Source organism: Halobacillus trueperi (assembly GCF_003386945.1).
Classification (GTDB): Bacteria; Bacillota; Bacilli; order Bacillales; family Halobacillaceae; genus Halobacillus; species Halobacillus aidingensis.
On record NZ_QUAE01000002.1, the window covers coordinates 233665 to 247031 of the forward strand.

Below are 13367 nucleotides of genomic sequence, written 5' to 3' on the forward strand. Positions count from 1 at the left end.
AAGTCCCCCTCCTTCCAACAATCTATACAAACTCTACCTAATGGTGTTTCAATTCTTTCTTGCGCTTGATGATTTCCATCGCAATTTCTGCTGCTCTGATCGGCTCATTTTGTTGTTCAGCCTTTTTCAACTCAGATTCAAGGTTTCTAATATCCGTTCGATCCCACTGTTCTGATCGAATCCTTGTGATGTAATCGTGGATTTCCTGATCAGAAACTTCTTCGCTGACAGGTGCCATTGCAAGCTCGATCGCCAAATTTTTGATGGAAGCATCTTCAATCATCTCGACGAACTGACTGATATCCGATTCATTGCCGTCTTCATAATATGCATAAAGATGGGTGACAATGACCTGATGGTCTTCAATATTGAAAGCTCCTCCGATTTCCTCTTGAACTTTATCAGCGATATATGGATCTCTCAACATATACGCAATCAGTTTTCTTTCTGCATTATGAAAAGCGGGTAAAAGTTTTTTTTGAACCGTTGGCTGCCTTGTATCATTAGTATATCGGTTCTTAGGCTCCTTATCCTTAACACCGCTTTGTGATCGAATCCGCTGAACTTCTTCTTTCAGAGTTTCTACGGAGAGCTGAAATTCTGTAGCGATTTCATTCAGGTAGTGCTCTCGTTCGACAGCACGGTCAAGCCCTGCAATCTCTTGTAATACCTTTTCGATATAAGTGATGCGATCTCCTTCTACTTGCAGATTATAATCTCTTCGCAAGTAATTCATCATAAAGGAAATGTACGTATCACTCGTATCAATGATTTCACGTTTGAATCGGTCCCCGCCATACTTTTGGATGAATTCATCTGGGTCGAGCTCATCAGGGACACGAGCAACGTAGGTTTGACAACCTACACTTTTTAAGAGTTTCGCGGCTTTGACAGCTGCTTCGATTCCTGCGCGGTCACCATCATAGCAGATGATGATCTGCTCTGCGTATTTCTTCAAAAGGTTTGCCTGCATGTTTGATAAAGATGTCCCCATCGTACCTACGGCATGGTGGATATCTGCTTGGTCAGCAGAAATGACATCTCCGAAACCTTCGAACAGGATGACCGTTTTTTCTTTTCGAATGGCGGAACGGGCGAGATCGAAGTTATAAAGCAGACGCCCCTTATGGAAAAGTTCTGTCTCCGGGCTGTTTAAATATTTAGGTTCCTGTTGTCCGAGAGCCCTTCCCGCAAAAGCCACGGTTTTTCCTAAATGGTTCCTGAGTGGAAAAATGACTCTCCCACGGAACCTGTCCGCATATTCTCCATGATCATTGGTACTGAGCAAGCCTGCTTTAACCATCGTCTGTGGATGATACCCTTTCTTTTCAAGGAATGTAACGACAAAGTCCTTAGAATCCGGGGAATATCCAATTTGGTATTTTTGGATCGTTTCATCCGTAAAACCACGGTCGATTAAATATTGGTAAGCTTCCCGACCATCTTTGGAATTCTTTAACAAATGATGATATAATTTAGTCAACCATTGATGGGCTTCAAGCATCGCCTGGGATTCTTGGCTCTTTTCTGACGGGGCCTCTTCAGATAATTGATCAGGAAGATCGATACCAGTCTGCTCAGCCAGTTGTTTTAGTGCCTGGATAAAACTAAACCCTTCAATCTCCATCAGGAAGGTATAGACATTCCCTCCCTTTCCACAACCAAAGCAATGAAAGATCTGCTTATCTTGAGAAACGGAAAAGGAAGGAGTGTTTTCCCCGTGGAAAGGACAAAGGCCGAAATGGTTCCTGCCTTGTTTTTTCAAATCGACGTAATTGCCGATCACTTCTACAATATCCGTTGACCTTCTGATTTCATCGACTTTTTCTTCTGGAATATGTCCAGCCATAAAATCACCATACTACTCAATTATTCTCGTTCAAAGCTTAAAACCCTTCATGTTCTGACAACAATTTTTGGAAAACAGATCGGAACTTTTCGCGATCATTCGCTGTAAATGCCGATGGGCCTTTCCATTTCTTTCTCTGCTTCATTGTCTGCTGCCGTATGAACTTTTGGTTCATGATGTTGTCTGCATCATTTTCTCTAACCAGTTTACCTCTTGGAGTAAGTACATAAACCCCTTTGGAAGTCAATAATACAGCCAGCGAAAGATCCTGGGTAATAACGACATCGCCTTCTCCAACTTGATTAAGGATATACAGATCGACAGATTGCGATCCGTCATCGACGAACATCCATCCAGCTTCTGCTTTCTCCCGACTATAATGATTGACGGTTGCTATGAAATAAGGATGTAGATCATACTGCATACAAACATCGATGATTTCCTCTTGTACTGGACAACTATCTGCATCGACATAAATATGAACATTTAAATTTGGCATAGTATCAATATTTCTACAATAAGCGGTAGAATCCTCCTTAAAAGTGAATGTTTTATTTTTCTGAAAAGTTTGTGCTTTCTCTGACTCCTTATCAGAAAAACTTGGTAGGAATGGACATCCCTTCACTATAAGGATTTTTACCACAAATAGATATTATAATACATTCCTATCATTTACGCTATGTCTAATTGTACCTAATTTCATTCTTCCCAACAAAAGTCGCGCTTAATCAAAGCACGACTTCCGCTATTTGTACTATTCTTGGGCATTCTGACGTAATTTGTTCATAATGACATTGGCTGTCTCTTCGACGGCTTTGTTCGATACATCAATCACCGGACAACCAATCCGTTCCACAATCCGATTGAAGTGGTCGATTTCCTGCTGAATACGAGTCATATTCGCATAACTTGCTTGATCTCCAAGCCCTAATGACTTTAATCTTTCTTTTCTTATATCATTTAGTTTTTCTGCACTGATACTCAAGCCTATGCATTTATCAGGATCGACACGGAACAATTCTGATGGTGGTTGCACTTCCGGTACAATCGGCACATTCGCTACCTTTAGGCGTTTGTGAGCCAAATACTGCGACAATGGTGTCTTGGATGTTCGAGAAACACCGATAAGCACGATGTCCGCTTTGGAAATACCACGTGGATCACGCCCGTCATCGTACCGGACAGCGAACTCGATGGCCTCAACTCTCTTAAAGTAATCTTCATCCAATTTATGAACAAGACCTGGTTCAAGACGAGGTTTAATTTGTAGGTGGTTTTGCATAACCTCCATCATCGGCCCCATAATATCGACACACTGAATGCCATGCTTTTCAGCTTCTTGTTTCAGATGCTGTCTAAACTCTGGAATCACCAATGTAAAACCGATCATCGCCTTATGTTCTTTGGCTTGCTGTACCGCCTCGTTGATCGTCCCTTTATCTTCCACATAAGGAATTCGCTGCAAATCAAAAGGCCCGTCATCAAACTGACTGAGACATGCTTTTACGACCAGTTCTGCGGTCTCTCCAACGGAATCTGATAAGACATAAATTAAAGGCTTTTCCATACTATCCCTCCTCCCCCTCTAAAATTACAAATGTTGGTCCCTGGCCAATTCCACGAGTGCTTTCGTAATATTCGTTTTCGTCAGTCTACCGACTACTTTCAACCCTTCCTCACTAGGTTGAACGACAGGTAGACCATCAATTTGTTTTTCAATCAACTTCTGGGCCGCATCCAGTAACAAATCTTCAGGTTCACAAACCGTAATATTCGGCATTCTTGTCATAATGATATGGACAGGAACGGACGTAAGATCCTGATTACCGATACTCGCTCTCAGCAGATCTTTCCTTGATAAGACCCCTGTTAAAATGGAATGTTGATCCGTTACGAAAAGCGTCCCAACGTCTTCTAAAAACATGGCACAGATGGCATCGTAAACAGATACATCTTCTTCCACAACTATCGGGCGGGATTGATATTCATCCACTTTGAACTTCTTCAGCTTCTCAGTAAAAAGCTCAGATCCTGTTTTCCCCGTAAAGAAGTAACCGACACGCGGGCGGGCGTCCAAGAAGCCCGCCATTGTCAAAATGGCTAAGTCTGGACGCAGCGTAGCCCGTGTCAAGTTCAGCTGATCCGCTATATTCTCACCTGTAATCGGCCCGTTATCTTTCACAATTTGAATAATTTGCTCTTGCCGGTTTGATAGTTCCAATCTTTCTTCACCCCGATCACTAACTGTGACATACTATTTTTAATTATAGCTCATTTTTAATTATCGGTAAAAGAAAGCTGATTAGAACTGTTGTTTCCATTCAATGGCATTCAAGTCTGCGAACGCATAGACGTCTTCAGAAATCTGTTTCAATAGCCCCAAGCGATTGCGGCGTATGCTTGCATCTTCCGTCATAACCATCGTTGCATCAAAGAAAGTATGGATTGGACTTGCAAGCTTGGATAACTGATTCAGAGCCAGGTCCAGGTGAGTCTCTTTTAATGCTTGTCGATAATCTTCATGTATGTGTTGATAAGCATCATACAATTGGCGTTCTTGTTCATTTTCAAACAATGAAGGATCGACATCCGCAGCATCTGCCTTCTTCGCTAAATTCAATACACGACCGAGTGCTTCATGCACAGATTTGAAAGAAGGATCTTGGCGTTTTTCTACTAAAAGAACCGCTTTTTCCTTCGTCGTGGGATAGACGCCGATGCCTCTTGCCAACACAGCTTCCACAACATCTGGAGCGACTCCTTCCTCTTTCATTAAATAAGCCGCACGCACTCGGAAGAATTCATGTAAGTCGTTATGAACTTCTTTTTCATCACGAGTTGGGAGATCCAGTTCATAATAAAATTGATGCACGAGATCAATCAATTGCTCAACTGGAAGCGACCATCCATGTGCCGTTAAGGTTTGCAGAATACCTAAAGCCTGGCGTCTCAATCCGTAAGGGTCCTGTGAACCTGTCGGAATGATGCCGATAGAGATACTACCTACGATTGTATCCAGTTTATCTGCAATACTGACAAGAGAACCCATGGTTGAAGAAGGTACGGGTCCATTTGCTTGACGAGGCATGTAATGTTCATTGATGGCTACAGCTACCTCTTCCTCTTCACCGAAAATTCGTGCATACTTTTCCCCCATCGTTCCTTGTAGTTCTGTAAATTCATCGACCATCTGGGTGACAAGGTCAAACTTACAAATTTCTGCTGCCCGTTTCGCTTTTTGCAGCTGAGTTTCTTCAAGGCCGATCCATTCCCCGAGTTTACCAGTAATGGCTACGATCCGTTGGACTTTATCCGCTAACGTACCAAGCTCTTCCTGGTAGACCATGCGAGAAAGCTTCTTCATCTTTTCATCAATGCTTCCCTTTTGATCTTCTTCATAAAAGAACTGAGCATCCTTAAGACGCGCCTTTAAAACCTTTTCGTTTCCTTTTGCTACCGTCTCAAGGTGCCTGTCATCCCCATTACGAACGCCGACGAAATGAGGCTTCAACTCTCCGTTCAGAGAACGTACCGGGAAATACCGCTGATGCTCCTTCATCGAAGTAACCAGTGCTTCTTCAGGAACTTCAAGGAATTCTTCAGAGAACGTGCCGCTGAAAACGGTCGGATATTCGACTAAATGTGTCACTTCGTTCAATAACTCTTCATCTATAATCAGCTTCCACTCATTTTCCCTTTCAAGCTTCTTCAGCTGATCTACAATCTCCGCTTTTCTTTCCTCTACCGAAGCCATGACATACTGTTCTTTCAACGTTGGTTCATAAGCATCAGCTTCAGCAACTGTCGTTTTGGACCCTAAGAAACGATGGCCGTAAGTCGTATTTCCTGTTTCAACCCCTTCGATTGTAAAAGGAATGACTTCTTCTCCGAAAAGACCGATCATCCAACGGATTGGACGTGCATAACGCAGGTCGCGATTTCCCCATCGCATGTTTTTAGGGAAGGTAAGCGATAAGAAAACATCACGGAAGTTCTGAAGAAGTTTAGTGGTTGGTTCTCCTTCAATGAACTTATTGACATGAACATATTCCGTGCCTTTGATTTCTTTGAAATAGATATCATCTACATCTTTCCCTTGACCTTTAGAAAACCCGATGGCCGCTTTCGTCCAGTTTCCTTCTTCATCAAGAGCGATTTTCTTCGCAGGTCCTTTTGCTTCCTCTTCAATATCCGGCTGCTTTTCTTCAACATTGGTAATTTTAACAGCCAATCTTCTTGGAGTGGCAAAGCCTGTGATGTCTCCGTAAGGAATCCGGTTATCCTTGAACCATTGAGCTGTTTTTTCTTGCAGCTGATCTAAAGCATCATTGATAAAACGAGCGGGAAGCTCTTCTACACCTAGTTCAAATAATACGGTATTACTCATGGTGCCCCTCCTCCTTCTTCAACATCGGGAAGCCTAGACGCTCCCTTTCCTCTACATAGGTTTTAGCAATTTTCCGAGCCAGGTTTCTTACACGGGAAATATAACCGGTTCTTTCCGTTACGCTAATGACTCCTTTGGCATCAAGCAAATTAAACGTATGGGAGCATTTCAGAACATAATCATAAGCCGGAAAGACAAGTCCTTGTTCCATGATTCGCTGTGCTTCCTTTTCATAAGTTGAGAAAAGATCGAATAACATGTCCTCATCAGAAGCTTCGAACGTATAAACCGAATGTTCATATTCCGGCTGTGTGAAAATATCACCTACCGTTACTCCGTTGGTCCATTCTAATTCAAAAACATTTTCTTTATCCTGAATGTACGAGGCCAGTCGTTCCAGACCGTACGTGATTTCAGCAGAGACAGGCTTAGCTTCAAGACCGCCGATTTGCTGGAAATACGTAAATTGAGTGATTTCCATGCCATCCAGCCACACTTCCCAACCAAGACCTGCAGCACCTAAGGTTGGGTTTTCCCAATTATCTTCTACGAACCGAATGTCGTGTTTCTTCGGGTCAATTCCAAGGGCTTCCAGTGACTCTAAGTACAATTCCTGGATGTTATCAGGAGAAGGTTTCATAATGACCTGAAACTGATGGTGTTGATATAAACGGTTCGGGTTTTGGCCATAGCGTCCATCAGCAGGACGGCGGGACGGCTCTACATAGGCAACGTTCCACGGCTCAGGTCCAAGGCTCCGTAGAAGCGTCATAGGAGACATCGTTCCTGCCCCTTTCTCGGTATCGTAGGCCTGCATAAGCAGACACCCTTGCTTTGACCAATGATTCTGTAATGTTAAGATCATGTCTTGAATATTCATACGTTCCCTCCTAGAAAATGACTTGCTCAAAAGAAAAAGACCCCGTTCCTACGTCTGCATCCAGACATAGGGACGGGGTCTCCGCGGTTCCACCCTAATTGCTTCCCAAAAAAGGAAGCCACTTTCATCATCGCTCCAGAACGCCTTCACCAGCTTGTTTCCGCTTGTCTCTCACCGTCACAAGCTCGCTATTGGAAACAGAAAAACCGGTTACTACTCTCCTTCACAGCAACACGTTATTTAGTAATAGAATCATACTCTAATTCCAGCAAAATTGTCAAACCTCAGTCTGAAAACAAATCCAGCTGCTTTAAAAATTTCTTTGATTTAATGAAATATCCACCATATCGATCATAGTATTCATCCATAATGTGACGCAACAATTTTTTATTCTCTTCTTTCATCGTAATCTGACCAAGTCGCTTCACATCCATATGTAAGAACACTCTCAGCAATTTTGGTAAAGGATCCGGCAAACCATAGGCTTGTGGGTCCCGCTGTTTACAACGAAAGCACAACAGACCGCCCTCTGTCATTGAAAATGCAAAAGGACCTTCCTGACTGCCACACTGGATGCAGTGATCGACGACCGGAGCGAACCCCGCTTTTTTGTACATTTTCAATTCATACATCAACGTCAGGATGTTTGGGTCCTTTCCTTCATTCATCCATTGGAACGTTTGAAGCAACTGTTCATAAAGAAAAGGATCCGGCTGTTTTTCTTCAATGAGCTTATCGGTTAATTCTGCGATGTAAGACGCATAAGCCGTTTTTACAATATCCTCGCGAATTGACCTTAGGGAAGATAACATTTCCCCTTGACTCATTGATCCTAAGCCGGACCCTGTTTGAATTAAAAATGTGCCGTGGATGAATGGTTGGGTGATTGAGGACATCCGGCTCTTTGGTTTCTTAGCACCACGAGCCATTACGCCGATTTTCCCTTTTTCTCGTGTCATCATCGTGACGATTTTATGTGTTTCACCGTAATTATTCGTCCGGATGACGACTCCTTCCACCTTGTCCATCAAATGGCTCACCTGCTCTGTTTACGAATGGAATTCATCCGTAGATATTGGTTCAGTAGGGGAAGCGAGCTGTTCTTGAGACTGCTGATCTTGAGACTCCAATTCTTTCATCAATAAATAAGTTTCCACACTACCTGTTTGACTGAAAACGTTCCATGAAAGCTTGTCGCGCACAAGAAACACCGCCTTTCTTATCATCGCTAAACGAGTGTACATTACTAGAATGCTTCCCCTTACTGAAAACATAAGGCTTAATTTTTTCCAACCCTTAATATTCGTCTTCTCGGTAGCCGAAATCACTGAGTTGGATTTGTTTGTTTCTCCAGTCTTTTTGCACTTTGACCCAAAGTTCCAAATACACTTTGCTTCCTAACAGGGATTCGATGTCTCTTCTAGCTCTCTTACCGATCTCTTTTAGCATGCTGCCCTGTTTACCGATGATGATGCCTTTTTGAGACTTTCGTTCCACAATGATGGCCGCTTGAATTTCCACTTTGTCGTGTTCATTCCGAGGCTCAATCCCTTCAATGACAACAGCAATGGAATGAGGGATTTCCTCACGGGTCAAATGTAAAACTTTTTCCCTTATAAATTCGCTGATGACAAAGCGTTCCGGATGATCCGTAATTTGGTCTTCTGGATAAAATTGCGGACCTTCAGGTAAATGTTTTTTTAGAACGTCCAGTAAATGATTGACGTTATTGCCTTCAAGCGCTGAGATTGGAATGATTTCTTCAAAATCAAGCTTCTCTTTGTACTGATCAATTAAAGGCAGTAAGTCATCCGGGTGTACCCTGTCAATCTTATTGATGATTAAAAATACAGGCTGGTCAACACGTTGCAGACGGTCCAAAATGAATTGGTCCCCTCTCCCGTATCCTTCTTCTGCATTGATCATAAAAAGGACGGCATCCACTTCGTTCAATGTGTTCTCTGCAACGTTCACCATATAGTCTCCAAGCTTGTGCTTTGGTTTATGGATTCCAGGAGTATCGATAAAAATGATTTGCGATTCTTTATCTGTCATGACTCCCTGGATTTTGTTTCTGGTTGTTTGGGGTTTATCACTCATGATGGCGATTTTTTCACCGATCACACGATTCATGAACGTCGATTTGCCTACATTCGGACGACCAACGATCGTAACAAAACCCGATTTGAAATTCTCTGTCATAAATGTTCCTCCAATAAATGTTCACGCATTCGTTCTGCTCCATTTTACTATATCATCTTCTCAGTTACATTCCTATTCTCATATCATGAAAAGCTTGGGGAGGAAAATGATAATTCCTATGATGACCGCTCCAATACTTGCTACAAGGACAGCCCCGGCAGTAATATCCTTAATAGAACCGATGATAGGGTGGTGTTCAGGATGGTAAAAATCAAGCAGCCTTTCCATAGCAGTATTGACCATTTCAAGGCTTAAGACCATGCCCACGGTGAGGAGGATAGTGATCCATTCCCACTTAGACAAACCGAATACGAAAGCCGCGATGATGACTAAAAGAGCTACCGACAGATGAATGCGAAAATTCCGCTCTGACTCATACACTTCTTTTATCCCATTCCAAGCGAAACGGAAACCGATCCCTGTTTTCTTTTTACGATCTTTGAAGTCCGAACTCATGTAAAATTTCCTCTTGTCTGCCGAACATTTTCTTCTCATCTTCTTCATTCATGTGATCATAACCTAGCAGATGTAAGAAGCCATGTAACGCCAGGAAGCCGAATTCTCGTTCAAGAGAATGGTTATAGTCCTCGGCTTGTTCTTTCGCCTTATCGACAGAAATGATAATATCTCCTAGCATGAGCGGCATGTTCTCATCCAACACATTCATTTCGTCTTCCCCAAGTTCCTGCATGGCAAAAGAGATCACATCTGTCGGTTCATCTTTTTGACGGTAATTGCGGTTGATTTCCTGAATTTCTTTGTTATCCACAAAGCTAACAGAGACTTCCGCATCCCCTGTAACTCCTTCTTTTTCTCCTGCAAAACGGATAATACGTTGAATCATATCAACAAATGCTTCATCTACTGAATTGGTTTCGTCTTGAAAATCAATGGTAATCATATTATTTTGCCTCCTTGACTAATGGTTTGGTTTCCGGGTATTCGATTCTTGAATGAAAGATGCCCTGCAACGTTTCACATATGGCTGTTTCCATTGTCTTCAACTCATTAAACGTCAAATTGCTGTCATCCAGCTGACCATCAAGCATGCGGTCTTCCACAATGGATTTCACGATTTTTTTGATTTTTCCTTCTGTCGGATGAATCAAAGACCTTACAGCTGCCTCCACAGAATCGCAGATACATACGATTGCTGCTTCCTTACTTTGAGGTTTCGGACCAGGATACCTATAATCATCTTCTTTGGTATCTTCGTTCATTTCCTTGGCCTGATAATAAAAATACTTCAAAAGTGTCGTCCCATGGTGTTGTTTAGCGATATCAATAATCTCGTCTGGAAACTTACTCTTCTTCAGCATTCTCGCGCCGTCATATGGGTGGTTAATGATTATCTCAGCGCTTTGTTCAGGTTCCAGAAAATCATGCGGATTTCTCATCCCCATTTGATTCTCAATAAAATAATGGGGATGGACGGTTTTTCCGAGGTCATGATAATAGGATGCCACACGTGCAAGTAGACCATGAGCTCCAATTGATTCACACGCCGATTCGCTTAAATTGGCTACCATGACACTGTGATGATACGTACCTGGAGCTTCCACGAGTATTTTACGTAAAAGCGGGTGGTTGGGACTGGCAAGTGTTAGCAATTTCTGATCAGAAAGGACTCCGAAACCGGTCTCTATGAAAGGAAGAAAGCCGAGCGTCAGTACTGCCGAAAGAAAGGCGCCGCTGACTCCATACCCACTATACAGAAACACTTCCGTCCATGAGTATTTTTCAAAAGAAATGAATAGAAAGAAAAGGATCGCACATATATTGGTAAAGGCAACACCTGCACTTGCACTCACAATGGACAACCTATCTTTACTTTGGGTAAGGAAAAAGATGCCTGCCAGCTGAGATAGCAGCAAATACATTCCTGCGGTTGCATGAAGAGCTCCAGCTAACTGTCCGTTGAACAACAAGCAAGCCATTAAAGAATAGACCACCGCCAGCACAATCGCAAAACGCTCAGAACAAAGGATTTTAACAATCATGACACCTGTGACAGCGGGTACAAGATAGTACACAGGTTGTTCCATTGATCCGAACAAACTGAACACTTTCATGAGTGCAATAACCAATACGGATACAAATGCGGATATGAAGAGATGATGAACAGTCCAGTTGTCCTTTTTAACAGCCCTCCTGTATTCGGCGTACATAATAGCGCCTAAGAGGATTGCAAACATGGCTAGTCCAATGGATGGAAGTAAATTGCGCTGTTGATCGAGCAGACCGGTCAACAGAAGATCATCATAGATATCCCCTGTTATCGTAGCTCCCTCTGCAACGATCACTTCTCCTGCTCTAATCATGACTGGCTCGACAGTAGCAGCCGCCTTTTTAATGGCTGTATCCGTTTTTTCAGGATCGAACAAGGAGTTTTCAACAAGAGCAAAAGTCCCTATATCCGAAATGACTCGCTTCAAATGTGATGGTGTTTCTGAATATTGTACTTTCAGCTGAATCCTTCGTTCTAAACCTTCAACTTCAGATCCTTGCACCCCTTCTTTAAAATAGTTATGTAAAAGGGTCTCAAGCAGCTGCTGACTCTCATTCAAAGACGGTTGATCCACCCTCAGCAAAGGTAGAAAAACTTCTGTAGGAAGACCTTCAGAAAGTTCATCCGTCAGAAGCGATTCAATCATGGTAATTTGTTCTTCTTTAGTCAGGTTTTCCCCTTGGGTTTTGGTCTCTTCCACAACATCATAAATTTCACTTACCATCCTAAGACGTTCTTCTGTAATATCTTCAGAAATCGTATAATGATCCTCAACGGACTGAGTAACTTCTCTCAGTTGCTGCTCTGTCTTGTGTTTGTTTTCTATGGTGATGGGGGAACGGATGGTTTCGGGTGCGGTGCTGTATTTCTCAAGCTTATAAGTTTCCGTGTGGACATTTGGAATGGCAAGCGCAAAAAAGAAAACAGCAACAACGAACGCGGGTAATGCAAGCAACAGCTTTGACTTGTGCATGTTAAGTTTTTGAAGCTGTTGAAGGAATCGCGCCTTCAAATCACCCCACCCCTTCCTGATTTATTCCATGTAAAGACAATAAATAAGACCCAGTCGCTGGGTCTTATTTATTTTCCCCTTCATATGCATCGATAATCCGCTGCACAAGTGGGTGCCTGACAACGTCGGATTGATCCAAATGAATGAAGGCAGACCCTTTTACTTTACCTAACCGCTCCTCGGCGACTCGCAAACCGGACTTCACGCCTTTTGGAAGATCCACTTGCGTGATATCTCCCGTTATAATCATTTTTGAACCGAATCCTAAACGAGTCAGAAACATCTTCATTTGTTCAGGTGTCGTATTTTGAGCTTCATCCAAAATAGCGAATGCATCATCCAGCGTCCGCCCTCTCATATAAGCTAGCGGAGCAATCTCAATCGTTCCTCTATCTATCAAGCGCGCTGTATGTTCTGCGCCAAACACATCGTGCAAAGAGTCATAAAGAGGCCTTAAATAAGGATCGACTTTCTCTTTTAGATCCCCTGGAAGAAAACCTAAACTTTCTCCGGCTTCCACTGCGGGACGAGTCAGGATGATCCTCTTCACATCTCCATTTTTCAAAGCATTGACGGCCATAATCACAGCAAGGTATGTCTTTCCTGTACCAGCAGGGCCAATACCAAAGACAAGATCATTCTTCTTGATCGCTGCGATATAATTCCTTTGACCAAGGGTTTTGACCCTGATTGATTTCCCTTTTGAGTTTTTCGTGATTTCATCTTCGAACAATGCTTCGAATTGATTAATTTTCCCTTTTTTAGCGAGTTCTACAGCATAAACGATATCTCGTTCCGTAACAGTCAAACCTTTACGAATGATTGCAAGAACGCTGTTGAGTATTTCTTCAACAAGCTGAACATGTTCCGCTTGACCGGATACTCTGACTTGTTCCCCGCGTGAAATGATCGTGACTTTCAGCTGTTCCTCAATTTGCTTGAGGTTACGGTCTTCTGTACCAAAAAGGGCTAATGCTTCTGTTGTATTATCTAATTGAATGTCCATTGTTTTTAAATCTTCTGGCATAC

13 protein-coding genes are annotated in these 13367 nt (G+C 42.7%); all 13 read right to left on the reverse strand.

Annotated elements, in window-relative coordinates; genetic code table 11:
• Positions 1 to 37: 37 nt before the first annotated feature.
• The 13 genes from dnaG to DYE48_RS03860 all read right to left on the reverse strand — a co-directional run bounded on the left by dnaG (position 38) and on the right by DYE48_RS03860 (position 13365).
• Positions 38 to 1849, reverse strand: coding sequence for a DNA primase (gene dnaG / locus DYE48_RS03800; protein ID WP_115822480.1), 1812 nt, complete (start codon positions 1847 to 1849; stop codon positions 38 to 40).
• Positions 1850 to 1886: 37 nt separating this feature from the next.
• On the reverse strand, positions 1887 to 2348 hold the full coding sequence (locus DYE48_RS03805) for a YaiI/YqxD family protein (RefSeq protein ID WP_089654290.1): 462 nt from the start codon (positions 2346 to 2348) through the stop codon (positions 1887 to 1889).
• 255 nt (positions 2349 to 2603) lie between these two features.
• Positions 2604 to 3416, reverse strand: a complete 813-nt coding sequence (locus DYE48_RS03810) for a pyruvate, water dikinase regulatory protein (RefSeq protein WP_115822481.1) — start codon at positions 3414 to 3416, stop codon at positions 2604 to 2606.
• Positions 3417 to 3440: 24 nt separating this feature from the next.
• Entirely contained in the window at positions 3441 to 4070 is a 630-nt protein-coding gene (gene ccpN / locus DYE48_RS03815; protein ID WP_115822482.1) for a transcriptional regulator CcpN, read from the reverse strand.
• 81 nt (positions 4071 to 4151) lie between these two features.
• Entirely contained in the window at positions 4152 to 6236 is a 2085-nt protein-coding gene (gene glyS, locus DYE48_RS03820; RefSeq protein ID WP_115822483.1) for a glycine--tRNA ligase subunit beta, read from the reverse strand.
• Positions 6229 to 7116 carry a glycine--tRNA ligase subunit alpha gene (gene glyQ / locus DYE48_RS03825; RefSeq protein ID WP_089654294.1) on the reverse strand — a complete coding sequence of 296 codons (888 nt, stop codon included), beginning with the start codon at positions 7114 to 7116 and terminating at the stop codon, positions 6229 to 6231. Before glyQ ends, glyS begins: the two co-directional genes overlap by 8 nt.
• 284 nt (positions 7117 to 7400) lie before the next feature.
• Positions 7401 to 8147 (reverse strand): DNA repair protein RecO, encoded by a 747-nt coding sequence (gene recO, locus DYE48_RS03830; RefSeq protein ID WP_115822484.1) that lies wholly within the window; start codon positions 8145 to 8147, stop codon positions 7401 to 7403.
• An 18-nt stretch (positions 8148 to 8165) separates the two neighbouring features.
• On the reverse strand, positions 8166 to 8360 hold the full coding sequence (locus DYE48_RS03835) for a YqzL family protein (RefSeq protein WP_309545149.1): 195 nt from the start codon (positions 8358 to 8360) through the stop codon (positions 8166 to 8168).
• Between the two features lie 52 nt (positions 8361 to 8412).
• Complete coding sequence (era, locus tag DYE48_RS03840; protein ID WP_115822485.1) at positions 8413 to 9318, reverse strand: GTPase Era; 906 nt, start codon at positions 9316 to 9318, stop codon at positions 8413 to 8415.
• 78 nt (positions 9319 to 9396) lie between these two features.
• Entirely contained in the window at positions 9397 to 9774 is a 378-nt protein-coding gene (locus tag DYE48_RS03845; protein WP_115822486.1) for a diacylglycerol kinase family protein, read from the reverse strand.
• A complete protein-coding gene (gene ybeY / locus DYE48_RS03850; RefSeq protein WP_167356112.1) occupies positions 9749 to 10219 on the reverse strand; it encodes an rRNA maturation RNase YbeY in 471 nt (156 codons plus the stop codon). Before ybeY ends, DYE48_RS03845 begins: the two co-directional genes overlap by 26 nt.
• A 1-nt stretch (position 10220) precedes the next feature.
• On the reverse strand, positions 10221 to 12338 hold the full coding sequence (locus DYE48_RS03855) for an HD family phosphohydrolase (protein ID WP_244199364.1): 2118 nt from the start codon (positions 12336 to 12338) through the stop codon (positions 10221 to 10223).
• 64 nt (positions 12339 to 12402) lie between these two features.
• The gene (locus DYE48_RS03860; RefSeq protein ID WP_089654298.1) at positions 12403 to 13365 is read right to left on the reverse strand and encodes a PhoH family protein; all 963 of its coding nucleotides are present in this window, start codon (positions 13363 to 13365) and stop codon (positions 12403 to 12405) included.
• Positions 13366 to 13367: the final 2 nt, after the last annotated feature.